This window comes from Burkholderia sp. MSHR3999 (assembly GCF_000833595.1).
GTDB lineage: Bacteria > Pseudomonadota > Gammaproteobacteria > Burkholderiales > Burkholderiaceae > Burkholderia > Burkholderia ubonensis.
Window position 1 is genome coordinate 17,122 of sequence record NZ_JRFO01000002.1, and the last position, 25,430, is coordinate 42,551.

Sequence of the window (25,430 nt, forward strand, 5' to 3'; positions counted from 1 at the left end):
GTCGTTCAGCTCCGATAGAGGGCGCAGGCCCAGGTCGCGCCCGCGCCGTAGGTCACCAGCAGATTGAGCTGCCCGGCCGGCATGCGGCCTTGCTCGCGCGCGATGGCCAGCGCGACCGGAAACGCCGCGCTCGCCATGTTGCCCAGCTGATCGACGGAAATCATGCAGCGCTCGCGGGGCAGCCCGAGTTGCTCGATGACCGCATCGAGGATGCGCAGGTTCGGCTGGTGCGGCACGACCAGGCCGATATCCCCGATCGTCAGCCGGTGCTTGTCGAGCATCTGCCGGCACGCGTCGACGATCCGCCGCGTCGCGTCTTCGAACATCGGCGCGCCTTTCATCCGGAAATGGTGCCGGCCGGCCGCGATGTCGTCGCCGTCGATGAAGCGCGGGCGGCGCGCGCCGGGCGCTTCGGTGCTGAGCAGGTCGAACTGGGTGCCGTCGGCGCCGAGCGCCAGGTCGATCAGCCCGCTCGCCGGGTCGTCCGTCGCCTGCAGCAGCAGCGCGGCGGCGCCGTCGCTCAGCAGGATCGACAGGTTGCGGCCGGCGTTGCTGGTGTCGATCCGCCGCGACAACGCCTCGGCGCAAATCAGCAGCACGTTGCGATACAGGCCGCTCGCGAGGAAATGGCGCGCGATCTCGATCCCGTAGAGCCCGCCGCTGCATTGCGCGCGGATGTCGAAGCACGGCACCTCCCGCAAGCCGAGCCGGGGCTGGATGTAGCACGCTTGCGACGGATCGTGATGATCCGGCGACAGCGTATTGACGATCAGCAGGTCGACGTCGTGCGCCGTCACACCGGCGTCGGCCATCGCCCGTTCCGCGGCCGGGCACGCGAGATCCGCCAGATGCTGATCCGGGGCGAGATAGCGTCGCGCGACGACGCCGGTGCGTTCGCGAATGAACGCGTCGCTGGTGTCGATCATGCCGGCGACTTCGTCGTTGCTGACGATCCGTTCCGGCAGCGCGTGGCCCATGCCGGCGATGACGAGTCTGGCGCTCATGCCCGGACCTCCTGTTCCTTCACGGCGGCGACGGCATCGCCCGCGTCGGTCACGACGGTTTCGCCCCAGCGCCACAATTGCGCGCCGAAGCTCCAGCCCGCGGCCGCGCCGGCAAGCACCACCAGCGATCCCGGCCGGATCACGCCCCGCCGGATCGACTCGTACAGCGCGAACGGCACGGCGGCCGACACGAGGCAAGCACAATCGGCCACGCGAATCACGTATTGGTCCGGCTTGAGCCCGAGCCGCTGCGCCCACGCGCGCACGATCAGCGCCGACGGCTGGTGGAACACCATCGCATCGACGTCGGCGGCGCCGATCCCGCTCCGGTGCAGCAGCCGCTCGACGATATCGGGAACGGCCACCGGAACGAAACGCGAGATCTGCTCCTGCGCTTCGGGCTTGAGCGTGAAATACACGCCGAACGGGTTATCGGCGCTGTTTGCCGCATCGTCGACTGCCGCGCCATCGGCTGGAGCCCGCGCGTTGCGCCACTGCATCGTCGCGAGGTCGTAGCGCGTCGCATCGCTGTGGTACGCGGCATCCAGCCAGTCGGCACCGTCGGGATCGGCCGGCTCGGCGACGAGCACGGCCGCGGCCGCGCCATCGCCGAAGTTCGTCGACGACTTGGTGGTGTAGTCGATCACCGCCGACATGCGCTCCGACGAGCACACCAGCGCCCGCTTCACGCGCCCTTGCTTGATGAGGTTGGTGGCGATCTGCAACTGCAGCACGAAGCTCGCGCATTCCATCTCGACATCGGCGTCGAGCGCGCGCGTCGCGCCGAGCCGGTCGCGCAGCGCATGCGCCAGCCGCGGCGCGAAACGGCGCCGGCCGTCGGCGTCCGACACGAACGGCGACGTCATGTTGAACAGCACCAGATCGAGTTCGGCGGGTTCCACGCCGGCACGAGCGAGCGCGTCGCGCGCCGTGCGCTCGGCCAGCGCAAGCTCGGATTCGCCGGCATCGGGATCGATCATGTAGCGCGATTCGATGCCCCAGAATTGCCACCATTCCGCCGGAATGGGCTCGACGCCCGCGAACACGGGATCGTCGTTGGGTACCTGGCGTGCCGGCAAGCGGCAGGCGAGACTTGCGATTCGGACGTTGTGCACCATCAGACCTCCATCGTGCTGCAGGCGATGCGCGGCCTGAACGGATCCAGCGTCATGGCGACCACCGTATGTTCATCGTCACGCAACGACATCGAATCTGCGACGCGGGACGCGAGCCACGCGGACAGCTGGAACGGGTTCGGGATATCCGCGGAACCGGCGACGACATCGACAGGCGATTCGCCCTCCGCGCCGGCGGCGATCGACGGCCATCCGCTCAGCCACGATTCGCAAAACAGCGTGGCGGCACGCCGGTCGATGCGGCTTTGCACCTCGTCGACCACCGCGCGCACCGCGGCGGCCGCATTGGCCGGTTCGCCGTCGAAGCGGCCGGTTGCGTGATCGAATCGGCTCTCGAACCGGGCCAGCGACAGCGCGCCGTTCACGCGCCGCGCGGGCAGCGCATCGAGCGTCGCGAACGGGGGCGACTCGAGGTCCGCGTAGCTGCTCGCATAGCCGCGGTCATGGCCGGAAGGCGTCAGGACGATCGCGCCCGCGCCGTCGGCGAAGCCGCTCGTGGCGACCTGCTCGACGTCCGCGAGCGCTTCCGCGCGAACGACGAGCGCGCGCCGATAGCCGAGCTGCCGGCAATGGCTCTGCGCGAGATCGAGGGCGAGCGTCCAGTCCGCGTCGAGCAGGTCGAACACGACCGCATGCCGCGCACGCAGGTCGCGCTGCACCGGGTGCGCGAGCCGCGGCCCGGCGATCGACGGCGCGTCCGCGAGCCGGCTGGGCGAAATCGACAGGCTGACGATCAGATCCAGTTCCGACGGCAGGCAGCCGGCTTGCAGCAGCGCCTGCCTGGCTGCGTTGACGGCGTAATCGTTGGCATAGGGTTGCGCAGCGGTCGCTGCACCCGGCAGGGCCACCGCGGCTCCAAGAATTTTCATAGCGCTAGCTCGTTTTGGACTGCGTGATTCAGGGGACTCGTCGCGCCGTTGGCCTGCTGCCTGAGCGCGGCGCGCCGCAACTTGCCCGATTCGTTGCGCGGCAAACCGCCGGCGTGGTAGGCAACCCGATGCGGACACTTGTACGGCGCAATCACGCCCTTCACGTGCTGCTGAAGCTGCGTCGTCAACGCCTCCGAGCCGTCGACCCCCGGCTGCAGCACGACGTGCGCGCAGATGAGCGTGCCGCCCCATTCGTCGATCTGTCCGACGACCGCGCACTCGGCGACGTCGGGATGGCGCAGCAACGCCTGCTCCACTTCGCCGGGCGACACCGTGTAGCCGGAGCTGATGATCATGTCGTCCGCGCGCGCCTGATAGAACAGGTAGCCTTCGTCGTCCAGGTAGGCGGCATCCCCCGTCAGGTTCCAGCCGTGCCTGACGTAGTCGCGTTGCCGCGCGTCGTTCAGGTAGCGGCACCCGGTCGGCCCCTGCACGGCCAGATAGCCGATCTGGTTGGGCGGCAGACACCGGCCCTGCTCGTCCACGATCGCCAGACGGTAGCCGGGCACCGCCTTGCCGATCGCGCCGGGCTTCGACTCGGTGTCGCCCGTCGACGCGAAGATGTGCAGCATCTCGGTCGCCCCGATCCCGTCGATCAGGTGCAGGCCGGTCCGCTCGTGCCAGGCCTCGCGCGTCCACGCCGGCAACGCTTCACCCGCCGCCACGCATTTGCGCAGCGACGACACGTCGTGATTGTCGAGATGGCCGAGCATGGCCCGATAGGCCGCCGGCGCCGTAAACAGGATGCTGACCCGATGCTTGGCGACGGCGGCCAGCAGCCGTTCCGGGCTCGCTTTCGGCAGCAGCACGACGCTCGCGCCGACGCTGACCGGAAACAGCAGCAGCGCGCCGAGGCCAAACGTGAACGCGAGCGGCGGCGATCCGCAGAAGACGTCGTCGGCCGTGGGCTTGAGCACGTGCTGCGGAAAGCAGTGGCAGGCCGCCATCACGTCGCGATGAAAATGGACGGTCGCCTTCGGCTCCCCGGTCGTCCCCGACGTGAATGCGATGAGGCAGGGATCGTCCGCGCGCGTCCCGGCGGCCGTGAAGTCATCCGAATAGCCGCTGAGCCAGCCGTCGCGCGGATGAACGTCGTCCGTCTCGTAGCGCCGGACATCGCCACGCCATTGCATGCGCGCCATCGCCGCGTCGAGTTCGGTGGACAGCGCGGCTTCGCAGATCGCGTGCGTGACCCTGGCCCGATCGAGGACGGTCGACAGTTCGCCCGCGCGCAGCTTCGGCATCGTCGTGACGACCACGCCGCCCGCCTTGACCACGCCGAACCACGCGGCGGCGAGTAACGGGTGGTTGGCGCCGTGCAGCAGCACCCGATTGCCGGCCACCAGGCCGGCATCATGGATCAGCATGTTGGCGATCCGGTTGCTCGCATCGCGCAATTCGCGATATGACCACGTCACGCCCGCTTCGGTCGTGATCGCAACGCGCGTGCCCCAGCCCCGTTCCTCGACTGCGGCATCCAGCAGCGCGGCGGCGCAATTGAGAAATTGCGGAAACTGCAGCCCCGGCAAATCAAAGACGAATTTCGGCCAATCCTCGATCGGGGGCAAGTTCGCGCGGCAAAAGTCGTCCATTGTCAGCGCTCGCAAGAGTGTGAGTTCAAAGTCCGCGATAGCGGCATGGCGCCGGCCGAACGCTATGCTCACGCCCGTTCCGTGCAGCCTGAATCGCGATGGCAAAAAAGGGGTTGTCGAAGCGGCAGGCGTATGTCATCCCCGGGTGGCGCACGGCGCATCCGGTCATTCACATGTCGGCCTGTTGATTCACTTGCAGGTATTTCGTCGCGCCATTCTTGAAAAACAAACGAGCGCGACGAAAGCAATTCGATCAATTCATTTCAATGCAATAAACTCAGGATTCCGAATTCCAAAGTAAACAATTTTCAAATCAAAGTAATGATCTTGCAAGCTTGTCGGCATTCTAAATGCAAGGCGCATGTGAAGCTAGATGGATCATTCAAATCTTTGCGCGAAACCGACATCATCAAAATAAAAAAGATTACGAATCGCACTGCTGAATTAAATTATTTCGCAACGCAGAGCAATGACTGATCGATCGGGCGCTTCGCGCGTCACGCGTGGCCCGCAAGAAACTTGAGCGCGCGCGCCGCCGACACCGGCGACGCGCGAAACAGTTTCGGATGACTGCCGCCCACCTCCACTTCGAGCCGCGCGCCCGGAATCCGCCCGGCGGCGAACACCGAACCGCCGCAATGCGCAATCTCGTCGTCGTCGCCCGCGACGACCATCGTCGGCACGCTGACGCGCGGCAGCAACGCAAGCGCGTCGACCTTGTTGAGCGCATCGCTCAACTTCGCATACCGGTACATCAGCTCGGCATTCGCATACGGATAGAGCGCCGCGTGCGCGATCTCGGCCGGAACGGTCGCGAGCGTCGATGGATCGGCGAACCTGCGCTGCAGGTCCTGCGCGACGTCGCGCCCCTGCGCGGCGGCTTCCATCAGCCACGCGTAGTTGCGCTGATGCATCGTCCGCAGCGCGTCGTCCGACAGGTTGTAGTCGCCGTACCACAGGTTCAGCGACACCGCCCGCGCCGGCTGCGCGAGCGCCGCCTGCAACGCGACGACGGCGCCGCCGCAGATGCCCATCAGGTGCGCGCGATCGACGCCGAAGCGGTCCATCACGGCGAACAGGTCGTCGACCTGCGCGTCGATGTCGGTGCGGGCCGCGTCGAACGCATCGCACGCGCCGAACAGCGCGCGCGTTTCCCAGGTCAGCACGAAGTGGCGCTCGGCGAGCGCGTCGAACCAGCGCTGGCACAGGTCGAGCGGCATCCCGCACGGCAGCGCGAGCACGACCGCGGGCCGGTCGCGATGCGAGCCCGCATACGCGGACAGCGAAACGCCCGCCTCGCGTGCGATCCGCACCCGCTCGACGCCGGCGCTCAGCACATCGAAGTCGAAGTCTTCCGCCTCGCGCTGCGCGCAGGCCAGGCGCTGCGGCGTGTCGAAGTGATCGTAGCGGTAATCGAACGCCGCGCTGATGCGCCGGCTCATCAACAGTTCGAACGACGACAGGCGTGTCGCGCCGTCCGGTTCGAACCGCACGTCGCGCGCGCCGATGCGTGCGAACGCGATCGCGACGACGCGCTGCGCGTCGCGCGCATCGGACGCCGGGCGATCGGACGCATCGTCGAACAGGCACAGGCGAACCGGCCCCGGCAGGCTCGCGGCGAGATGCCGGAACGCGCGGATCGTGCTCAGCACGCGCAAGTCGAGGATCGAGTCGGACGCGTCCAGTGCGGCGGCGGTCGATTCGTGCATGAAGGGATTCCAGGCGATCGATGACGAAACAGGCGCGCCGGGCGCGCCGCCCGGCACGTCGATTGAAGCACCCGTGCGCCGGAATGTCTGCAACGGAAAGCCGGGACACGTGCGGGCGTCGCGATCGTCGGCGCTCTGTCGGCGAACATTCGCGACGCCGCCGTCCCGCAGCGGTCCGTCACGCAGTTCTTCGTCACGCAGCCGACGCGCACGGCACGCGTTCGTCGATCATCCATTTCCTGAGCCCGTGCCGCCCGCTGATGCCGAGCTTGACCGCCGCGCGCTTGATGTAGGTCTCGACCGTGCTCTCCTTCAGGCCGAGCTCCCCCGCCATCTCGCGCAGCATCTTGCCCGCGAGCAGGCCGAGGCACACTTCGCTTTCGCGCGCCGACAGCACGACCGCCGAGCGCGCGAGCCGCGATTCGAAGTCGCGGCGCAGCGCCTCGACACCCGGCGCGCCCGCCGCCGGATCGCGCGGTGCCGCGCCTGCGACCGTGCCGTGACGCCACGTCGACGCGTGCCACTCGACGAGCGGCAGCAGCGTATCGGCGAAGTTCTTCAGGAACGACATCTCCTGCAACGAGAAGTCGCGATGCGACGACGTGCGATGCAGCGAGATCACGTAGCGGCGATTCGCCTTGCGCGACACGAGATGACACTGGAATCCCGCGCCCGTCTCGCGCAGCGGCATCGTATTGCTGCCGTCGCCGCGCCGCGCGGGCGGGTTGATGTGAATCAGCTGCCGGTCGCTGGCGCTCACGATCCAGTTCAGCAGCGGATGCCCGGCCGGGTCCCGCTCGACCTGCGCCGCGTGCGGCACCATCCGCGGATCGTCGCGGGGGGCGCCGGACGCGCCGAGCGATTGCACGTCGACGACCTTGCCTTCCGGTTCGTTGAGCGTCCATTCGCTGATTCCGGTGATCGCGAGCGGAATCGACTCGGCCAGCAGCGCGTGCATGTCGGATGCGAACCGCTCGCTTCCCGCGCTCGAAATCACCTTTCCGAGCTTCGTGAAGATTTCGACCATCTGACTCTCCTTGTATTGCGTGCCTGAACGCAGCGACGCGCCGCCGGCGCAGTCGCGCGCAGCGCGGATCGCGATGCGTCTGCGCTGCCATCGCGCGCCGTCCGGCTTGCGCCGGACAGCGCCCTTTTCTTTCATGTCAGTTCGATGCCAGTCCGAGCGCGGCCCCGGCGGCGGCCGCAGCAGGATCGCCGTCGCCGCGCACCGCCTGCTGCCACCATTGCGCGAAGCGCTCGACGTGCGGCGGCCGAATCATCGTGTAGTGATTGCCCGGACAGCGCCACATGGCCATCCGCGGCGCGAAGCGCCGCCAGCCGGACAGCACGTCATCGGGCACGAAGCCGCGCTCCGCGTCGTCACCGTCGGCGGCGAGCACGAGCGTCGCGCACCCCGCATAGACGTCGGCCGGACGGTACGCGGTGCGCAGCGCCGTCCCGTAGGTGCGCACGATGCCCTGCACGTCATGCAGCCCGGCGCCGCTGCGGATGATGCGGGCGTCGACCATCCCGCGATGGAGCATCGCCCATTGCCCGCGCCGGTCCGCGCGAAACAGCGCATCGCGCTCGATGCCGAGCGGGCGGCCCGTGGCCTGTTCGAGCGCGCGGGCGAGATTCCACACGACGCTCGCGAACGTGTACTGGCGCCCCAGCCGGCCTGCCGACGCCGGCGCCTCGGTGTCGACGATCGTCAGCGACGCGGGCGGACGGCCGATCGCCTGCAGCCGGCACGCGATTTCCATCGCGGCCCAGCCGCCGAACGAATGGCCGATCAGATGCACCGGCGCGCGCGCGTCGGCCGCCAGCCGTTCGACGACGGGCAGGTATGCCGTCGCCGCGACGTCGACGCTCGCATACGGCGCGAGCACGCCGTCGAGGCCGCGCGGCTGAAGGCCGTGCATCGGCCAGCCCGGCTCCACTGCGATCGTGAACGGCAGGAACGTCGCGACGTTGTCGCCTGCGCCCGGAATCAGCACGACCGGCCTGCAGCCCGGCGCCCCGCGCTGGATCGGCAGGTGCGGCGAATAGCTCGCCTCCGGCGGGTGCGCGTTCTGCTCACCGCCCCCGGCCGCCGCGCGGCGCTCGTCCTGCAGCGCATGCGCGATCGCGCGGCCGAGCGCCGCCGCGGCGCCGCCCGCCGACGCGTGCCGCGCCGGCACGTCAACCACGCGGATCTCGCCGGGCTCGAGCCGCGCCGCCCAGCCGTCCGCACGATCCGGCAGCGCGGCGGCGGCGCCGGCACTGCGCAGCTCGAACCAGTGAACCGGCATCGACAGCGAAAACGGTTCGTAGTGTGCAAACGCATGATCGAGCGCCGCCCAGCGGTCGAGCCATCGCAGCAGTTGCGCATCGCTGAGGCCGCGCAACCCGGGCGGCAGCAGCCCCGCGTCGCGGCACCGGGACGCGATCTCGGCAAAATCCGACGTCGCCGCGTCCGCGATCAGTTCGCGTGGATCGATCGCACTCGCGCCGCCGCCGTTCGCTTGGCCGCCATTCGCTTGGCCGCCGTCCGCTTCGCCATCGAACAGCCGCAGCCATTCGGCCCACCGCATGTCGCGCGAACGGGCGGCAACGCCGCCGGTTGCATTCGATTCGGCGACCAGCTCGACGAGACGCTCGCCGGCCGGCACGTCGGCGGCATGGCCGGGCGGGGCGGCCGCGTCCGCCGTCGACAGCGACGCATCCGCGATGCCGAGAAACGCGACGGTCTCGTCCCGCCCGGCCAGCTGGGTCGCCACTTCGTAGGCGAGCAGGCCGCCGGACGCCCAGCCCGCGAGCCGGTACGGCCCGCGCGGCTGGAGCGCGACGATGCGTTCGAGCAGGCGCGCGGCAAGCCATTCGACGGTCGACGGCGCATCGCACGACGGGTCGGCGTCCAGCTCGCACACGCGCCAGCCCGCGCCGAGATGCTCGGAGACGCGCCGCGCGCCGTCGCTCGAGCGTGCATAGCCCGCGATCCAGAAGATGCGGTGCGCATACGATCGATCTTCAGGCGCGGCGACCGCAACCCCGTCATCGACGATCGACAAGGCCGATGACAAGCGTGAAGCAGACACGATGTTCCCTCCGTGTTCGACGGCGCCATGCCGGCGGCGTCGCGTTGATCAACGATCGTTACTGGCAAATGCTGCGAAAAAACGCCGAGACGACTTCCGTCATTGAGCTTTGCTGATTGGCCGCCCGGCCGACAGACCCGGCGAAAAATCGTTTCCGCAAAACGAAACGATTATTCCCATTGAATTTGGCTCCGGCACATCCTAGTCGAGCATGATAGCGATGAATTTAAAATTTTGCATTTAGTAAAATGTTTCTTTTTATATAACTAAACGACCCAGCCACTGAATTCCCGGGAATTTCCGATCGATTCGCGCGTTCGATCTCAGCCAAATCGGGAAAATTTTCCTTTGTGCACGGCAAAATTCGGTAGAAAACTCTTGCGCACACACTAAAACATCCATTTCAAAGACGCCTTATTCAGAACAATTAAGGCTTAATGCGATCAACATGAGATACGCATCAGCAAACGCCAGGCCGTTTCTTTCCAGCGAACTGTTTCGATTCATTCAACGATCGATTCGATGTGCCACGCAGCCTGACATGAATTGTCCGCCGGCCGCCCGGCACCGGCTCGCTCACGCGCCCAGCCCCGACGGACGGCCCGGATAGCATTTCCGATGAATATGACATCGACGTTGCAGAACACACATAAATCAGATGATCGTTTCTTGACACAAAACTTCGCGCGGAAACGATAGTTCAGAATATTCTCGAAACCGCAATAATCATGGCAATACAACCCGATTCCCCTCGATCACCCAATGACTTGCCGCTGCGAATACAAGTTGCTAACCTTGGTGGCCGTAAAAATCAAATTGTCAACCGATTTAAAACTGCTTCCGAATTTATTTAATACCCCGAAACCATGAAAACAGGCATTCCCAGACCATCATTATTCTGACGATCGTCGGATATAGCGCCTCGAAACATTCCGGAGCGCATCGTTTTTCACTCCCGGCCAGCCAACGCGCGAATCTGCACGCGCATACGTTCCGCTGAAACAGCACCACCCGCGGTCTCAACTCGTTGTCTTTGGCCTATCCATCTGCAAAACAATTCCAATAGTTGGAGCACACCTTGAATCACGACTTCCGAGACGAATCCAAGCCGCGTCGCGCGTTCCTCGCCGACATGGCCAAGCTCGCGGCCGCCGGTGTCGTTGCCGGCTGGACACCGATCTACCAGGTTGCCGCGAACGCGGCGACGGCCGGCGCGACGCCGCCCGGCTTCCCCGGAGACATCCCGCTCTACAAGCAGGCGTTCCAGAACTGGAGCGGCGAGATCGTCGTGCAGGACGTATGGACCGCCGCGCCGCGCTCCGCCGACGACGTCGTCGCGACGGTCAACTGGGCGCGTGCGAACGGCTACCGGGTGCGCCCGCGCGGCTACATGCACAACTGGTCGCCGCTGACGCTCGATCCGGGCGTCGCCCCCGCGAACCTCGTGCTGCTCGACACGACGAAGTCGCTGACCGCGGTGTCCGTCGACACGTCGACGCGGCCGGCGCGCGTCACCGCGCAAACGGGCGTCTCGCTGGAGACGCTGCTCGCAAAGCTCGAGGATTACGGCCTCGGCGTCGTCGCCGCGCCCGCGCCGGGCGACATTACACTCGGCGGCGCACTCGCGATCGACGCGCACGGCACCGCCGTGCCCGCGGTCGGCGAAACCTTGCAGCCCGGCCACACCTACGGCTCATTGAGCAACCTGGTGCTCTCGCTGACCGCGGTCGTGTTCGATCCCGCCAGCCGGCAATACGCGCTGCGCACGTTCCAGCGCAACGATCCCGACATCGGCGCGTTCCTCGCGCACATCGGCCGGGCGCTCGTCGTCGAGGTCACGCTGGCGGCCGGGCCGAACCAGCGGCTGCGCTGCCAGAGCTTCATCGACATTCCGGCCTCCGAACTGTTTTCCGCCAACGCCTCGCAGGGCCGCACCGTCGCGTCGTTTCTCGATCAGTCGGGCCGGCTGGAAGCAATCTGGTTCCCGTTCACGACTTGCCCGTGGCTCAAGGTCTGGACCCTGCAGCCGAGCAAGCCGCTGCTGTCGCGCGCCGTCACGCAGCCGTACAACTACCCGTTCTCCGATTCGATCCCGCAATCGCTGTCGGATCTCGTCAAGCGGATCATCATCGGCGGCGAGGGCTCGCTCACGCCGCTGTTCGGCCAGACGCAATACGCGATCACGACCGCCGGTCTCGGGCTCACGCTCAGCGTGGACATCTGGGGCTGGTCGCGCACCGTGCTGCAGTACATCCGCCCGACGACGCTACGCGTCACCGCGAACGGCTACGCAGTGCTCGCGCGGCGCGCCGACGTGCAGCGCGTGGTCAGCGAGTTCGTCCAGTACTATCAGAACCGCGTCGACGCGTACAAGGCGCGCGGCGAATACCCGATGAACGGTCCCGTCGAGATCCGCATCACCGGCCTCGACAAGCCCGCCGATGCCGGCGCCGGCGCGGTGGTCCCGACGCTGTCCGCGCTCAAGCCGCGGCCCGACCATCCGGAATGGGACGTCGCCGTCTGGTTCGACATCCTGACGCTGCCGGGCACGCCCGCCGCCGATCGCTTCTATCGCGAGATCGAGCAGTGGATGCTCTCGAACTACAGCGGCGCGTATGCGACGGTGCGTCCCGAATGGTCGAAGGGCTGGGCCTACACCGACACGGCCGCGTGGCAGGACGACACGATGATCACCACCACGATCCCGAATCTGCAGAGTGCGGGCCAGCCCGCCGCGAGCAACTGGGACGCGGCGCGTGCGACCCTCGAGCGCTACGACCCGCAGCGGATCTTCCGGTCGCCGCTGCTGGATCGGTTGATGCCGTAGCGGTATCGGCGAGCGTCGGCGCTGCGCTTTGGCTTGCGCGCGGCGCGGACGACGCCCCGATAAACCAAAAGGGCCGAGCCCCGTGCAATACGGAACCCGGCCCAGTCAGCCCCGGCCGTCGAAACAGTCCGACTTTGCGGAGCCGGTTCAGACCGCCGGGGCTTTCTCCATCGACGGTCGTCAGCCGATGTTCACGCCATGGGCTTCAGCCAGGGGCTTCAGGCCGCCGGCGAAACCCTGGCCGATCGCCTTGAACTTGAACTCGTCGTTGTGACGGTACAGCTCGCCGAAGATCATCGCGGTCTCGGTGGACGCATCTTCGGACAGGTCGTAGCGGGCGATTTCCTTGCCATCGGCCTTGTTCACGACGCGGATGTAGGCGTTGGACACCTGGCCGAAGGACTGCTTGCGGCTTTCGGCGTCGTGGATGGTCACGGCGAACACCAGCTTCTTCACGTCGGCCGCCAGGCCGGTCAGCTTGACGACGACCTGTTCGTCATCGCCTTCGCCCTGGCCGGAACGGTTGTCGCCGAGGTGCTCGATGGTGCCGTCGGCGGACTTCTTGTTGTTGTAGAAGATGAAGCCGGCGTCGCTCAGGACCTTGCCGCTGTCGCCGGTGACGAAGATGGAGGCGTCGAGGTCGAACTCGGTGCCGTCGGTGACGCGCGGGTCCCAACCCAGGCCGACCAGCACTTCGCTCAAGCCCGGGGCTTCTTTCGACAGGGAGACGTTACCGCCTTTGGACAGACTTACAGCCATGGTGAGATTCCTCGTTCAGTTGAATTGCGTTGCGTTGCGCGATCAGAAGCTCATGCCGTAGCCATTGGCCAGCGCGCGCAGGCCGCCGGCGTAGCCTTGGCCGACGGCGCGGAACTTCCACTCGTTGTTGTGGCGGTACAGCTCGGCGAAGATCATCGCGGTTTCGACCGAAGCGTCCTCGGCGAGGTCGTAGCGGACGACCTCGGCGCCGTTGGTCTCGTTGACGATGCGGATGAACGAGTTGCTGACCTGGCCGAAGTTCTGCTTGCGAGCGTCGGCGTCGTGGATGGTGACGGTGAAGGCAACCTTGTCGACATCGGCCGGCACGCGGCTCAGGTCGACCTTGATCACCTCGTCGTCGCCGTCGCCGGCGCCGGTGCGGTTGTCGCCGGTGTGCTCGACGGAGCCGTCCGGGCTCTTCAGTTGGTTGTAGAAGATGAAGTCGGCGTCGCCGCGGACTTTGCCGTTGGCGCCCAGCAGGAAGGCGCTGGCGTCGAGGTCGAACTCGGTGCCGTCAGTGGCGCGCGGGTCCCAGCCCAGGCCGACCAGGATCTTGGTCAGGCCAGGGGCCTCTTTGGACAGGGAGAGGTTGCCGCCTTTTTGAAGAGTCAGTGCCATGCGTACAGCTCCTTGTGGTTGCTACGGGTTACGGGTTGTCGGCCGATGCTTGCGCATGGCCGAATGGACAGTGCGTCAGAGCTCGAAATCCGCCGGGTTCAGGCCCAGCTCCAGGCAGATCAGGCGACACGCAGCCTTCTCCTTGTCGTCGAAGTTGCCGTCCGAGCCGCCGATGGCAATGCACACCCGCACCAGCAGGCGCGCTTCGCCGTCCTTGCCCTTGATCTTGCTGATGGCCTTCAGCGCTTCGGCCTGGCCGATCTGAAAGTCGAACTCGAACTTCGCGCAGGCGTCGGTGAAGACCTTGATCACATCGGTCAGGTTGAAGACCTTGAGCTCCGGGGAGTTGTTGATGAAGCCGACCATCTTCATCTTCTCCTCGGACTGGATCACGCCGTCGGCCGCGGCGATCAGCGCGCAGCCATTGGCGACCGCCTCCATGAAGGTCCGGTTCTTGAACTTGGCGACTTCCGTCGTCAAGGTTTCGCGCGCTTTCGCCGCGTTGGTTTTCAGCCACTCGAGCATGGTTTCCTCCTCGTTGGGCGGGGCGCCTCGGCCCCGCCGGATATCTCGTTACTTGGAGCCGGCGCGCCAGCGCATCCCCCATCCGTAGGCACGGTCCATATCGTCATGCCCACGGTGAAAGTCGACCTGGCGGGTGACCTTGACGGCGCCGCCCACGTTTTCCAGCAGCGCGATCGCGCACATGCCGTGGCGGCCGCCTTCCTCGTTCAGCCGCACCTCGATCTCGGGCTGGCCGGGCACGAAGACGGTCACCACGCCGTCGGTCGCCTTCCAGTTGGGGGCGCCTTCGTAGATGAACGCGAAGACCAGGATCCGCTTGATCTCGCTCCACTGCTTGCCGTTGATGTGCAGCCATTCGCCGCCCGCGACGGAGCCGGTGCGGTCGTCACCCATGAGCTGGATGTAAGGCTCGTCATTCAGGTCGCCGAAGCAGTTGCCGAGCGCCTGGACGACGCCCTTGTAGCCGTCCTGCAGTTCGAACAGGCAGCCGACGTCGAGGTCGACGGAACTGCCCTTGCCGAAGAGGCCGCCCAGCAGGCCCCCGCCGCTGCCGCTGCCGCGGTTCCAGTTCAGGTTCACCTTGATCTCGCCAAAGCCGGCTGCCGGCTTGTCCAGGCTGATGCTGGAGCGCGTCTTGTCCAGCGTGACCTTGCTCAGGCTGACCGTCGATTTCGGCGGCGCCGGAGGAACGGGCGCCGGGGCCGGCGTCGGCGCCGAAGCCGGCGCCGGAGCGGCAACGTCGACGCCGAAGTGCTTGGCCAGCGGCTCCAGGCCACCCGCGAAGCCTTGACCGACGCAGCGGAATTTCCAGGCGCCCTGGCGGAGATAGAACTCGCCGAGGATCAGCGCCGTCTCGCTCATGCCGCCGGTCGGGATCTGGGCTTCGATGCCGCCGGTGACGGCCAGCGCCAGGGTCGACACGCGGTCGAAGGCGGCCTTGTTCTCGTAGATGGTTGCGGTCAGCGCAATCTTCTCGACCGCAGGGTCGACACGGCCGAGGTCCAGCGTGAACTCGGCGCGACCCGCGGCGCTGCCGGTCAGTTGGACGGCCCCGCCCAGGATGCTGGTCTGCCCGTAGAAGCACATGTCGCCGTCGCCGCGGACTTTGCCCGTGGTGGTCAGCGCGAATGCGGAGATGTCGATATCGGCGCCCGGGATCGGCGCGTAGTGGATGTCGACGCGAAGTGGGCCGGTGGCGACCGGCGCATTGCCGCCAGGCAGGAGCGTGGTCATGCGCGCACCGCCTGAATGGCCAGGTTGACGAGGTCTTCGGCGGTGCGACCGTTGGTGGACTGGCCGATCGCCTTGAACTCCCAGCCGCCGCTCGCACGGCTCAGGCTGGCCATCACCACGCCGGTGTGGCGGCCTTTCTCGGCCAGGTTGAAGCGCGCGAGCTCCTTGTTGTCGGTTTCGTTCAGGATGCGGCAGTACGCGTTCTCGACCTGATCGAAGGTCTGGCCGCGGAAGCTGTTCACGGTGAAGACCAGATGCGTCGCCTTGGCCGGCAGGCGCTGCAGGTCCACGTGGATGGTTTCGTCATCGCCATCGCCGTCGCCGGTCAGGTTGTCGCCGGAGTGTTCGATCGAGCCGTCCTTCGATTCCAGCTGGCGGAACCAGACGACATCGATGGGCGCGTAGTCGCCATCCAGAACGATGCACGAGGCATCGAGGTCGATCGAGTCGTTACCGCCGCCCAGCATCCTGGCGAGGAAGCCGCTGGGCTTCACGGGGTCCCAGCCCAGGCCCAGGCTGACGTTGCTCAGACCGGTGCCGGCCGTTTTCTCCAGCGAGATGCTCTGATTCTTGCTCAGGGTGAGTGCCATGATTACGCTCCTTGTTGATCTTCGTTGTTCGGTCGGGATTGAGAGGTCGAGGCGCTCTCCCGGCGCCCGATTTCTTGAACCGCGGGCGGGCCCGCCGCCACGCGGGATGAAAATGTCGCCGGCATCAATTGGCCTCCGCCAGGCGGATGCTGGGCTCGCCACCGGCGGCCTCGGCGGGCTTGACCCCAAGCCATTTGGCGCGCTCGAGGATGTTGGCTGCCCACTTGTGATGGGTGGCGGGTTCGCACATCGCGTCGTTGTGCCTGAACACGGCTTGCGCACCCTGATCGACGATCAGCCTGGCGGCGTTGAGATCCTCCAGGCTGACGCGAAGCGTGTCCTGGATGAGACTGATCTGGCGGGGGTGAATCGCTGTCTTGCCCACCAGCCCGTGACAGATGTCCAGCTCCAGTTCGGCTTGCAGGAGTGCCGGCGTGGCGAGCTGCTCGAACACCGGCGCGGTCAGCGAAAAACCTTGCGCGCCCATGACGCCGGCCAGCATCGGGATCACATAGCTCATCGGGGTGTCGTAGAGCGTCCTGGCCGGGTTGCGGCGAAGCCCAAGGCAGCCCATGAGGTCGTTGCCGCCGATCCGTAGCGCGATGATGCGTTCGTTCAGGCTGGCCTTCAGCGCCTGGCCCAGCTCCACCATTGCACCCGGGTTGTAGACGTCGGCAGTCTCGAGCGTGGGCATGAGGAGCAGGTCCGGGTTGCTGACCGCTTTCTCCCAGGCGCCCAGGCACTTCAAGGTCAGCTTCGGCACCACGAAACCGTCCACGTGCTTCATCAGCGGCCAGTCGTTCAGCACGGCCGCCATGCCCACATCGCGGGGCCGGACGAACACGAGCGGACCTTCCGCAGAACGTCCGCCGCGAACGTCGATCTGCGTGAGCAGCGCCTGCAGGTTCCCCAGCGCGCGCTCGACATCGATCTCCGCCACGGCGTCTTCCAGGCACACCACGAGCGAGCGAAGCTCGGGGAGCTTGCTGCCGAAGACCACGTCCAGAATGTCGCTGCGGGTGGCCGGCATGTACAGGGTCGCCCCGAGGGCGAACGGCGAAATGGCCTTCATCCGTTCACACTCCGGATGAGGGTCGCTGCACGGTACGGGCCCAGGGCCGAACCCGCTTCCTCGACGGTCACGCCGGCGCGCTCGGCGAGGTGCATCAGCAATTGCACGTCGCTGTCGCCGCGATCACGGACCAGGACGTGGTCAGGCACGCGGCGAAGGACGGCGCGCGTCGCCTCGGCGATGCCGGGCTTCACGCGGTTCAGGTTGGCGATCCCGAAGCGCGCCGCGAGCGAATGCACCACGTTGTCTGCTTCCGCCTGAAGCATCAGGCGCTGATCGGCAGTCCACGGAGACGCCTGCGGCACCTCGCCCAATGCGCGACGCGCCGTCTCGATCCGCTCGATGAAGTCACGGGTGACGTCGTGCTCATGCAGGTGGTCGTAGACCACGCAGCCATGCAGACCGCCTTGCGCCGGCCAGATGGAACGCGATACCAGGCCGGATACGGTGGCGCCCAGAATGCCTGACGGAATCACCCAGTCTTCCGCCGACGCGGCCAGCCACGCGCGGCCGCAAGGGTCCGCCAGCACGACGAGGCGCGGATCTTCCGGGAAGCGCGTGTCCGCGCCGAGCGCGCGCGCGAGTTCGCCGGAGATCGCGCCCTTGCCGGTCCAGCCATCCACGAAAACGATGTTCTCCGCACCGTGGAGACGGACGATCGCTTCGAGGGCAACCGTGTCCATGCCGCGGTCGCGGATGATGCTGACGCCGTAGTGGCGCGCGTCGCGCCCCATCGCCACCAGCGCGCGGCGCAGCAGCACGCCAAGCGGCAGTCCGGCGCGCACGAAGGAGACGAGCGCGATGCTCGCGCCGGTATACGCAGCATTCAAGGCCAGCGCCAGCGACTGCACGTCCGTGGCCATGCGCTTGCCGTTCTGCGCCAGGGCGCGCGCATAGAGACGCTGGTGAAACTCGGTCGGCGCATGCTCCAGGCTGATCATCTCGGAGTAGTGCTTGCGGTTCGTCTGGATCAGGCGCTCCTTCTCCTGAACGTCCGTCACCTGCATCTGCATGCGCTGCAGCAGGAGATGCACGTCGTCCGGGGCATAACTGCCGCTGCCGACCGTCATGAAGGAGGCGAAAAGATCACGCATGGATCAGGCCCTCCGCTGCCTTCGCCAACTGGCTCCGGGCCGGTGTGGCCCACATATGGCAGAGGTCCATGAAACCGAGGTCGGTGATGCTGTCGCCAAAGCCCAGCACCGGGCGTTCGCCGTTGAGTTCGCGGTCGCGTCGCAGCCATTCCAGAGCGGCCAGGCGCTTGGCCAGCCCGTCGGGCAGGAAGGCCAGATTGTTGCCGTTGGCGTGGATGTGCATGTCGTCCAGCAGCCCTCGGGCCTGAACTTCGGCAAGCACCGTGGAAAGCACTGCGTCGTCCGATTCGTTGTGCTTGGTCACCACGTAGTGGCAAAGCCCATGCTCAGCCACAACCCAGCCGCGCAGGGAGATGCCAAGGTCCCGCCCGATCCGCAACGTGGCTTCGCTCAGCGCCGGCAGACGATTCTGGAAAGTCCGGAGCGCTTCCGCCATCCGGCCGTGCCAGTCCTGATCGAGCGTGCCGTCGGCACGCAGGATCACGCCGCCGTGGGAACAGATTGCGCCGTGCGTGAACGGCAGCTTCACGCGGCGGTAGGCCTCGACGCTGCGCGCGGTGACCGGAACGACGTCGGCCGATGCCAGCAGCCAGTTGACGAAAGCCTGCTGCACCGGAGTCATGTAGCCGTTTGGCCGGCCGTCGACATCGACGGTTGCCGGGATGCGCGGGATGCCTTCCGGCATCTTGCGTGCGGTCTGGAACAGCGTGTCGTCGAGATCGACGAGCACCAGCGGGCGCTTACTGCTCATCGACGATCACCTCCGCGCCCAGGGCATCGACCAGCTCGGCGGGCAGCGCCTGCGCGGGGGTTTCGGTGCAGATCAGCACCCGGTCGAACTGGCCGGGCTTCACGTTGTAGAGGAAGTTCGGGATGCCGAGGCCGTAGTTGTCCGGGAAGGAAAGCGCGTGCTCGATGGCGTGGCCCAGTGCGATGGGGGAACGGGTGGTGGAGCTGAAGTGGACATCCGCGCCGGCGCGCTTCAAGCGCTCCGCCAGCAGGAAGGGCCGCCACACGAATTCGCCGGTGCCGATCACGATGATCTTCTCGCCCGGCGCGACCTGAAGGTCCGGCGCGAGGGTGTCTTCCACGTTGCGCACGCCCAGGCGTCCCCAGTCGTTCCGAGGGGAGAGCCGCCATTCACCGGCGGACACCGCGCCCACGTCCGGCATGTCCGGCAGCGGCGCGGACGGGTCTTCATGGAACCGGTAAGAACCCTTCATCAGCGACACCGACGTGGCCGATTCGCCGATGGCCTTGCCGACGGCCCCTGCGGACCAGTCGGTCAGGACGCAGGTGACGACCCGCTCGATCTTCGTCAGGCCGGCCTCCACCAGCGCGCGATGCAGGTTGACGAAGGTCTTGCCGGTGGAGGCTTCATCGTCCACCAGCACCAGCGATCTGGCCTCGAGCATCATCTCCCGGACTTCCGGCTCGACCGGCATGTGGATCAGATGAGCGCTGGCGTGGCTATGCTCTTCGTCGAATCGAGCGAAGAGTTCGGTGCCGAGCGGATGGCGGGTGCTGACCAGGTAGACGGTATCGGGCCGGGTTGCGCTCAATGCACGGTGCACGCCGGCGCCGAGCCCGACGGCGGTTTCTGCCATGCCGATCACGAGCACCGGGCCGGGCAGGTCCGCCGGGATCTCCGCGGCCAGGCGCTCGAAGCTGGCGGACATGACGGACGGGCTAACCGGTACGTGCCGACCCAGGACCTTGGACACGAACAGGAAGGCCCGCTTGGGGTTACGGCGCTCGGCGAAGCCGAACAGGGCGGACGGAGGCAGGACGGCGTCGTCGACGTTGACTTCGAGCAGTCCCCGCATCAGCTGTGCGCGGAGGGACACGGGTACGGCATGGCTTTCCATAACTGCTTCCTCGGGATTCAAGTCAATGTGCTTCTATGGGTTCCGCGCTTCGATTCGCCATAGAAACTGCTGCGCCTCGCGGGATATCTGGGCTGTGGTGAAGGTTTTGCCCGAGGGGGTTCTGGAGGCGACGACGCCGCAGGCATCCAGGAAGGCCAGCGCGAGGCCGGCCTTCACCGCGAAGTTCATGTTCTGGGCATCCGGCACCGTCGAGGTGACCATCCCCACGACCGCGCCGGACGTATCGAACAGCGGACTGCCGCTCGATCCGGGCTGGATCGGGGCCGTGAACTGCAGCAGGCTGGCGTCGTTGTGCAGGCCGAACAGAGCGGAGACACCTCCCTGCGTGACCTGCACGCCTCCGCCGGTCAGGCCGGCCAGCGGGAAGCCCATGGCGACCACCTGCTCGCCCAGGTCGCAGCCCGTGCCGTCCCTGAAGGAAACTTGCTTGAAGACGGGCGCCCCCTGGACGCGCAGCAGCGCGAGGTCGTTGCGGCGGTCCACCACCACGGGCTCCGCGCGGTGTCGGCCCTCGAGGGAAGCGATGTGGATTTCCTGCATGTCCTCGATGACATGCGCACAGGTGAGGACGTGCGTCGTGCTGATGGCGAAGCCGGTGCCGCTGGCAGCGCGACACGAATCGGAGGAGCGTGGGCGACGATCGGGATGGGCGTCGTCGACAGCCAGCCCGATCCTGCGGCCGAGGGCGGAAAGTCCATAGGCGGAGCCTTCGGCCAGCGCGCGGAACTTCCACTGCTGGTTACGGCAGTAGAACTCGCCGATGATGATTGCTGATTCGCCGTTCTCGGAGAGGTTCAGGCTGAACTCGATCTGGTCGTCGACCTGCAGGCGAAGGGAGCGGAGCTCGCGCACCGGGCCGATGGCCGAGAAGGTGTACACGACGACGAGTACGCGGTCCGCGCCGGCCGGAAGTGCGGAAAGGTCCAGTCGGCAGCCGATTCTCTCGCGGCTGCCGCTCCATGCCATCCAGCCTCGTTCGACCTGGAACAGGGCCGCGTCCCCCTTGGGCTGACGCTTGTCGTCAACCGGGAGTAGAGCGACTGCAGCATATTCCCCGAAGGCCGCGGGGTTCGCGCATTCCAGCGTCCAGGAACATTGAGGTGCTCCTAAAGCGGTGTTTGCGCCAGGCGCCAGCACCATCATTCCTGCTTCGCTCCTTGAGTCCGAACCCATACAGAAACAATACAACCGCCATACAAATAGTCGCGGTATGGTATCAAACTTAAGGCATTTTGTAAGACGATAAACGAACCCGTCTTGACGGTTCCGGCTATATGGCGGTGCTGGTCCGCCGTGAACCCTGAATCAGGAAATTGCCCGGCTCAAAAAAATCGAGAAATTCGGCGGGCAGGCCATAACGTTTGAACTGTTCACGCAGTCGTCACCAATCTGAAATTGTTGAAGAAGAACGATATCGAGCGACCTGCCTTGGGGAAGCCATGTGCACCAGGCGGCATCACCGCCCTGCGACCGTCACGAGCGCCTGCGCCAGGCACCCGTCGCGACGCGCGAGTGTTTCGAGTATCGAAAAGTGCGTGCAGCCCGGTACGTGGAGCAACTCGACCGCCTCTCCGGCGGACGCACACGCGGCCGCATATTCGTCCGACTGCCGCACGAGTTCCGGCAATTCCGCGCCGCCGACCGCGACCATCGTCGGCACGCCCTTTCCGATATGTCTCAACGGGCTGAATTCATCGATCTCCCGGGCCGACAACTTCAGTTTGTCGTTGAGCCATGACAGGCTGATCGGCTCGAGATCGACGAGCGCGCTGATCGGCAGTGCGCTCGTCACGACCGGATGCCCGCGATACATCGCAGTCAGGTGGCCGCCGGCCGAATGGCCGCACAGCACGAGCGGACGCCCCTTCGTCCCGAGCGCGTCGCGATCAGCGCCAAGATGATCGAGCAGGCGGCCGATCTCACCGACAATCCGTGTCATCGAAGCGTCGGGCGCCAGCGTGTACTCGGCAAGCACGACATTGAACCCGTTCGCGAGCGGGCCGCTTGCGATGAACGCAAAATCTTCCTTCGCGCAATTCTGCCAATAGCCGCCGTGGATGAATACGAGCGTCGGCGCAGCGGGCTGCCCGCACGCGATCCAGTCGTATCGTTCGCGCGGGCTACCGCCATAGCGAAGGTCACGGCGGCACGATGCCTGCTCGTATAGCCCGGTGCTGCGCGCCTGAAAATCGGCCATTACGGCCGGGAAATCGGGAATGGCCTGGACGTTGTTGTAAGCAGCGTCGAGCGCCGCGCGGTTCATGCCGCGATAAAGCGTCGTCATGTTCGTGTCCTCATCGGCTTCCAGGATAGACGGACGTGCCGGCTGCGCGGCACGCGTCAGCCATGGTTCCACGAAGGCTCGCCGCGGACTATCGCAGCGGCGCCATCCGTATCGAAAACGCGCCATCATTTGCCGAAGACCCGCGCGCCCTTCGTTATGTTCCGTGTGTGCAATTTCCGATCATCCGGGTCGCTCACCGCGGCCGAGCATCGCATACGGTCCCATCGTTCCCCGAACATTCGCCGGTGACTATCGCGGTTGCACCGCCAGTATCAGAAAAGCGCCATCCTTCGTTATCCGTGACAACGTGCGGCCCGCTACCAGGAGCCCGATGATGAACGGCCATCCTCCCTGTCCGCACCCGCCGACGCTGCATTTCCCGCCGCTTTTGCCCGGTAGTGATATTCCGCGTGGCGCGCTGCTGTTCCAGTCCGATGACCTCGAGCACGCGCGCACCAGGATCGGCCGGATCTATCGTCCATATCGGTTCACGGCTGGCGAACGCCGCACGACGCCCGTCACCATGTTCAAGCTCGACGGCAACGGCATGGCGCTGACATGGTTCGCGTACGGCACCGACATTTCGATCCAGCCCGAGATCTGCGGCAATTTCGCGCTCGTGCTCACCACGCTCGCGGGACACTCGGAAGCCCGGAGCGGCCGGGTCGAACAGGTGGGCGGCACAGGATCGACGGTGCTCGTCGCGTCGAATGCGCGGTCGGCATTCCGCTATAGCGCGGACAACGTGCAACTCGGCGTGCGCATCGACGCGGGGCGCGTCGGCGAACAGCTTCTGCAGGATCGCCGGTTCGATACGCTCGGGGCTTGGCCTTGTGGTAGGCGACCTTCAGGCGGTCGGCGACATCGCGTACCAACTCGTCGTAGTCGACTCCTTCACCGCGTATGGCGTGAATATGGGGACGCATTTCAGTTTGACTGAAACTGCGAATACGTCTTCATCTTTGGATTGCGTCGGCGAATTGAAGTAGCGCACGCAAAGCTCGCTGCAAGTCCAGTCCATCCCACCCCAAATATTCCGCATTGACTTCCTATCTTTCGATATATATCTTTAGATATGTTTTCCGACATATAGGACTCGATCATGCGACACAGTCACTTCCGCGGCCACGCCCGTTGCGACGGGTACGGTGCGCAATCCGCCCCCGCCTGGTTCACCGGTTTCTGGCACGCGATCGGCCGCCATCGCCGCGGCCGCGATCCGTTCGGCGGCGGCGGGCCCTTTGGCGGCGGCCCCGGCGGTTTCGGGGGATTCGGCGGCGACGATGCGATGCCGCGCGGCCGGCAGTTCAGCGCCGACGACCTGCAATTGATGCTGCTGGCGCTCCTCGCCGACCAGCCGAGCCACGGCTACGAGCTGATCAAGGCGCTCGACACGCGCTCGAACGGCTTCTACAGCCCGAGCCCCGGCATGGTCTACCCGGCCTTGACCTATCTGGAGGAAGTCGGCTTCGTCGCGTCGCAGGCGGAGGGCAACCGCAAGCGCTACGCGCTCACCGACGCCGGCCGCGCGCACCTCGACGCGCAGCGCGAGCGCATCGACACGCTGTTCGCACGCCTCACCCATCTCGCGCGCAAGATGGAATTCATGCGCCGCGCGTTCGCCGGCGAAACGGCCGGCGAAACCGCGGACGAATCGCAAGGCGGCTGGCTGCCGGAATTCGTCGAAGCGCGCGTCGCGCTGAAGCATGCGCTGCTGCACAGGAGCGGCGCGTCCGCCGACGAGCAGCGCCGCATCGCCGCGATCCTGCGGCGCGCGACCGCCGAAATCGAAGGCCGCACCGGCGAGTAAGCCGAATCGTTTCAGCAAGGAGCGCAGATTGATGCAACACAACCCCGACCTCACCGTGACGCGCGTGCGTCACCCCCTCAAGTTCCGCCTGCTGCAGGTCGCGCGCATTCACGCGGTGACGCCGCACCTGCTGCGCGTCACGCTGAGCGGCCCCGATCTCGCGGATTTCGAATCGGCGTCGTTCGACGATCACGTGAAGGTGTTCCTGCCGGCGCCCGGCGCCGAACGCCCCGCACTGCCGTCCCTGGGACCGGACGGCCCCGTGTTCCCCGACGGCGAGCCGAAGCCCGTCGCGCGCGACTTCACGCCGCGGCGCTTCGATCGTACGAAGTGCGAACTGGATCTGGAATTCGTGCTGAACCACCCGGGCCCGGCGTCGCAGTGGGCCGCGCAGGCGCGCGTCGGCCAATGGCTCGGCATCGGCGGCCCGCGCGGTTCGTTCGTCGTGCCGACCGGTTTCGACTGGCATCTGCTGATCGGCGACGACACCGCGCTGCCGGCCGTCGCCCGACGCCTGGAAGAGCTGCCCGCGGGCTCGCGCGCGGCGGTCGTGCTGGAAGTCGCGGACCGCCGCGCGCAAATCGCATTCGACACGCGCGCGGAAGTCCATGAGATCTGGCGTTTCCGCGACGAAGCGCAGGCGGGCGGCGGCGACGCGCTGCTGGACGCCGTCCGCGACCTGCCGCTGCCGACGGGCGATGGCTACGTGTGGGCGGCCGGCGAAGCGCTCGCGATGCGCGCGGTGCGGCAGCATCTGACCGGCGAACGGGGCGTCGACAAGGCGCGGATTCGTGCGGCGGCCTACTGGAAGCGCGGCGCGAGCGCGGTGCACGAATCGCTCGACGACTGACGCATACGGGCAGCCGGCGACGGGCAGCCGGCATACGGGCAGCCGGCGACGGACTCCCGAAATTCGGACTCCCGACACAGGCGTTCCGGCGACCGGCGCGCGGACGGCCTGGCATTGGCACGGCGGCTGGTATATACCTACGTCTGCGACGTCGCCGTCACGCAGTCGACGCTGTCCGCACCAGGAGCGCCCGGTCATGACAAATGAAAACCACGTTGCGCCTTTCCTTCGCCACCTGAGGATCGCCGGCTATTGCGGCCTCGCGGCCGTCGCGCTTGCGCTGTTCGTCGCGATGTGCGCGATCCTCAAGGAAAGCGCGCTCGAGCGCGACGCCGCGCGGCAGCCGGCAGACACGGCCGAGCTGCACGGCAGCGCTGCCCCGGCGACGGCCGAATCGGCCAGAACGCCGGGCTGACCGCCCCGGCCCGATCC

At 66.5% G+C, this 25,430-nt stretch carries 23 protein-coding genes; 5 read left to right on the forward strand and 18 right to left on the reverse strand.

Annotated features, from left to right (window positions below; translation table 11 throughout):
- Positions 1–5: 5 nt before the first annotated feature.
- The 7 genes from KY49_RS10835 to KY49_RS34455 form a co-directional block, all read right to left on the reverse strand.
- The gene (locus KY49_RS10835; RefSeq protein WP_042584694.1) at positions 6–1,004 is read right to left on the reverse strand and encodes a ketoacyl-ACP synthase III; all 999 of its coding nucleotides are present in this window, start codon (positions 1,002–1,004) and stop codon (positions 6–8) included.
- The gene (locus KY49_RS10840) at positions 1,001–2,122 is read right to left on the reverse strand and encodes a 3-oxoacyl-ACP synthase III family protein (RefSeq protein WP_042584695.1); all 1,122 of its coding nucleotides are present in this window, start codon (positions 2,120–2,122) and stop codon (positions 1,001–1,003) included. Before KY49_RS10840 ends, KY49_RS10835 begins: the two co-directional genes overlap by 4 nt.
- Positions 2,122–3,009 (reverse strand): hypothetical protein, encoded by an 888-nt coding sequence (locus KY49_RS10845; protein WP_042584696.1) that lies wholly within the window; start codon positions 3,007–3,009, stop codon positions 2,122–2,124. The genes KY49_RS10840 and KY49_RS10845 overlap by 1 nt, the downstream gene beginning before the upstream one ends.
- Positions 3,006–4,661, reverse strand: a complete 1,656-nt coding sequence (locus KY49_RS10850; protein ID WP_042584697.1) for an AMP-binding protein — start codon at positions 4,659–4,661, stop codon at positions 3,006–3,008. Before KY49_RS10850 ends, KY49_RS10845 begins: the two co-directional genes overlap by 4 nt.
- A 497-nt stretch (positions 4,662–5,158) precedes the next feature.
- On the reverse strand, positions 5,159–6,370 hold the full coding sequence (locus KY49_RS10855; RefSeq protein ID WP_042584970.1) for an alpha/beta fold hydrolase: 1,212 nt from the start codon (positions 6,368–6,370) through the stop codon (positions 5,159–5,161).
- Positions 6,371–6,563: 193 nt separating this feature from the next.
- Positions 6,564–7,397 carry a LuxR family transcriptional regulator gene (locus tag KY49_RS10860; protein ID WP_042584971.1) on the reverse strand — a complete coding sequence of 278 codons (834 nt, stop codon included), beginning with the start codon at positions 7,395–7,397 and terminating at the stop codon, positions 6,564–6,566.
- 136 nt (positions 7,398–7,533) lie between these two features.
- Positions 7,534–9,447, reverse strand: coding sequence for a thioesterase domain-containing protein (locus KY49_RS34455; protein ID WP_231636376.1), 1,914 nt, complete (start codon positions 9,445–9,447; stop codon positions 7,534–7,536).
- A gap of 1,132 nt (positions 9,448–10,579) precedes the next feature.
- Between KY49_RS34455 and KY49_RS10870 the strand changes: the two genes are divergently transcribed.
- On the forward strand, positions 10,580–12,274 hold the full coding sequence (locus KY49_RS10870) for a cholesterol oxidase substrate-binding domain-containing protein (RefSeq protein WP_042584972.1): 1,695 nt from the start codon (positions 10,580–10,582) through the stop codon (positions 12,272–12,274).
- 180 nt (positions 12,275–12,454) lie between these two features.
- Here KY49_RS10870 and KY49_RS10875 read toward each other — a convergent pair whose 3' ends face one another.
- From KY49_RS10875 to KY49_RS10925, 11 genes are all read right to left on the reverse strand, one after another.
- Positions 12,455–13,033, reverse strand: coding sequence for a TerD family protein (locus tag KY49_RS10875; RefSeq protein ID WP_042584698.1), 579 nt, complete (start codon positions 13,031–13,033; stop codon positions 12,455–12,457).
- 42 nt (positions 13,034–13,075) lie between these two features.
- On the reverse strand, positions 13,076–13,651 hold the full coding sequence (locus KY49_RS10880) for a TerD family protein (RefSeq protein WP_010093298.1): 576 nt from the start codon (positions 13,649–13,651) through the stop codon (positions 13,076–13,078).
- 75 nt (positions 13,652–13,726) lie between these two features.
- Positions 13,727–14,176, reverse strand: a complete 450-nt coding sequence (locus tag KY49_RS10885; protein WP_042584699.1) for a tellurite resistance TerB family protein — start codon at positions 14,174–14,176, stop codon at positions 13,727–13,729.
- A 48-nt stretch (positions 14,177–14,224) separates the two neighbouring features.
- Positions 14,225–15,409, reverse strand: coding sequence for a TerD family protein (locus tag KY49_RS10890; RefSeq protein WP_042584700.1), 1,185 nt, complete (start codon positions 15,407–15,409; stop codon positions 14,225–14,227).
- A complete protein-coding gene (locus KY49_RS10895; RefSeq protein WP_042584701.1) occupies positions 15,406–15,999 on the reverse strand; it encodes a TerD family protein in 594 nt (197 codons plus the stop codon). Before KY49_RS10895 ends, KY49_RS10890 begins: the two co-directional genes overlap by 4 nt.
- 124 nt (positions 16,000–16,123) lie before the next feature.
- Complete coding sequence (locus tag KY49_RS10900; protein ID WP_042584702.1) at positions 16,124–17,071, reverse strand: HpcH/HpaI aldolase/citrate lyase family protein; 948 nt, start codon at positions 17,069–17,071, stop codon at positions 16,124–16,126.
- Positions 17,068–18,165: a cysteine protease StiP family protein gene (locus tag KY49_RS10905; protein WP_042584703.1), complete on the reverse strand. Its 1,098-nt coding sequence runs from the start codon at positions 18,163–18,165 to the stop codon at positions 17,068–17,070. Before KY49_RS10905 ends, KY49_RS10900 begins: the two co-directional genes overlap by 4 nt.
- Positions 18,158–18,916 (reverse strand): hypothetical protein, encoded by a 759-nt coding sequence (locus KY49_RS10910; protein WP_042584704.1) that lies wholly within the window; start codon positions 18,914–18,916, stop codon positions 18,158–18,160. Before KY49_RS10910 ends, KY49_RS10905 begins: the two co-directional genes overlap by 8 nt.
- Positions 18,906–20,033: a phosphoribosyltransferase domain-containing protein gene (locus tag KY49_RS10915; RefSeq protein ID WP_042584705.1), complete on the reverse strand. Its 1,128-nt coding sequence runs from the start codon at positions 20,031–20,033 to the stop codon at positions 18,906–18,908. Before KY49_RS10915 ends, KY49_RS10910 begins: the two co-directional genes overlap by 11 nt.
- A 33-nt stretch (positions 20,034–20,066) precedes the next feature.
- On the reverse strand, positions 20,067–21,197 hold the full coding sequence (locus tag KY49_RS10920) for a trypsin-like peptidase domain-containing protein (protein ID WP_042584706.1): 1,131 nt from the start codon (positions 21,195–21,197) through the stop codon (positions 20,067–20,069).
- A 313-nt stretch (positions 21,198–21,510) separates the two neighbouring features.
- Positions 21,511–22,338, reverse strand: coding sequence for an alpha/beta hydrolase (locus tag KY49_RS10925; protein WP_042584707.1), 828 nt, complete (start codon positions 22,336–22,338; stop codon positions 21,511–21,513).
- A 331-nt stretch (positions 22,339–22,669) separates the two neighbouring features.
- Between KY49_RS10925 and KY49_RS38095 the strand changes: the two genes are divergently transcribed.
- The 4 genes from KY49_RS38095 (at position 22,670) to KY49_RS10945 (ending at position 25,413) form a co-directional block, all read left to right on the forward strand.
- Entirely contained in the window at positions 22,670–23,278 is a 609-nt protein-coding gene (locus KY49_RS38095; protein WP_157639629.1) for a hypothetical protein, read from the forward strand.
- Between the two features lie 162 nt (positions 23,279–23,440).
- Entirely contained in the window at positions 23,441–24,148 is a 708-nt protein-coding gene (locus KY49_RS10935; RefSeq protein WP_042584709.1) for a PadR family transcriptional regulator, read from the forward strand.
- Between the two features lie 31 nt (positions 24,149–24,179).
- A complete protein-coding gene (locus KY49_RS10940; protein WP_042584710.1) occupies positions 24,180–24,998 on the forward strand; it encodes a siderophore-interacting protein in 819 nt (272 codons plus the stop codon).
- A 196-nt stretch (positions 24,999–25,194) separates the two neighbouring features.
- Positions 25,195–25,413 (forward strand): hypothetical protein, encoded by a 219-nt coding sequence (locus tag KY49_RS10945; RefSeq protein ID WP_042584711.1) that lies wholly within the window; start codon positions 25,195–25,197, stop codon positions 25,411–25,413.
- Positions 25,414–25,430 lie beyond the last annotated feature (17 nt).

Coding starts and splice junctions, on each gene's coding strand:
- KY49_RS10845 (WP_042584696.1), bottom strand. CDS start 3,009: ATGAAAATTCTTGGAGCCGCGGTGGCCCTGCCGGGTGCAGCGACCGCT.
- KY49_RS10870 (WP_042584972.1), top strand. CDS start 10,580: ATGGCCAAGCTCGCGGCCGCCGGTGTCGTTGCCGGCTGGACACCGATC.
- KY49_RS10915 (WP_042584705.1), bottom strand. CDS start 20,033: ATGGAAAGCCATGCCGTACCCGTGTCCCTCCGCGCACAGCTGATGCGG.
- KY49_RS10840 (WP_042584695.1), bottom strand. CDS start 2,122: ATGGTGCACAACGTCCGAATCGCAAGTCTCGCCTGCCGCTTGCCGGCA.
- KY49_RS10925 (WP_042584707.1), bottom strand. CDS start 22,338: ATGACGACGCTTTATCGCGGCATGAACCGCGCGGCGCTCGACGCTGCT.
- KY49_RS10900 (WP_042584702.1), bottom strand. CDS start 17,071: ATGAAGGCCATTTCGCCGTTCGCCCTCGGGGCGACCCTGTACATGCCG.
- KY49_RS10875 (WP_042584698.1), bottom strand. CDS start 13,033: ATGGCTGTAAGTCTGTCCAAAGGCGGTAACGTCTCCCTGTCGAAAGAA.
- KY49_RS10835 (WP_042584694.1), bottom strand. CDS start 1,004: ATGAGCGCCAGACTCGTCATCGCCGGCATGGGCCACGCGCTGCCGGAA.
- KY49_RS10920 (WP_042584706.1), bottom strand. CDS start 21,197: ATGATGGTGCTGGCGCCTGGCGCAAACACCGCTTTAGGAGCACCTCAA.
- KY49_RS10910 (WP_042584704.1), bottom strand. CDS start 18,916: ATGAGCAGTAAGCGCCCGCTGGTGCTCGTCGATCTCGACGACACGCTG.
- KY49_RS10855 (WP_042584970.1), bottom strand. CDS start 6,370: ATGCACGAATCGACCGCCGCCGCACTGGACGCGTCCGACTCGATCCTC.
- KY49_RS10945 (WP_042584711.1), top strand. CDS start 25,195: ATGACAAATGAAAACCACGTTGCGCCTTTCCTTCGCCACCTGAGGATC.
- KY49_RS10905 (WP_042584703.1), bottom strand. CDS start 18,165: ATGCGTGATCTTTTCGCCTCCTTCATGACGGTCGGCAGCGGCAGTTAT.
- KY49_RS10885 (WP_042584699.1), bottom strand. CDS start 14,176: ATGCTCGAGTGGCTGAAAACCAACGCGGCGAAAGCGCGCGAAACCTTG.
- KY49_RS10940 (WP_042584710.1), top strand. CDS start 24,180: ATGCAACACAACCCCGACCTCACCGTGACGCGCGTGCGTCACCCCCTC.
- KY49_RS10935 (WP_042584709.1), top strand. CDS start 23,441: ATGCGACACAGTCACTTCCGCGGCCACGCCCGTTGCGACGGGTACGGT.
- KY49_RS10895 (WP_042584701.1), bottom strand. CDS start 15,999: ATGGCACTCACCCTGAGCAAGAATCAGAGCATCTCGCTGGAGAAAACG.
- KY49_RS10890 (WP_042584700.1), bottom strand. CDS start 15,409: ATGACCACGCTCCTGCCTGGCGGCAATGCGCCGGTCGCCACCGGCCCA.
- KY49_RS10880 (WP_010093298.1), bottom strand. CDS start 13,651: ATGGCACTGACTCTTCAAAAAGGCGGCAACCTCTCCCTGTCCAAAGAG.
- KY49_RS10860 (WP_042584971.1), bottom strand. CDS start 7,397: ATGGTCGAAATCTTCACGAAGCTCGGAAAGGTGATTTCGAGCGCGGGA.
- KY49_RS38095 (WP_157639629.1), top strand. CDS start 22,670: ATGATGAACGGCCATCCTCCCTGTCCGCACCCGCCGACGCTGCATTTC.
- KY49_RS10850 (WP_042584697.1), bottom strand. CDS start 4,661: ATGGACGACTTTTGCCGCGCGAACTTGCCCCCGATCGAGGATTGGCCG.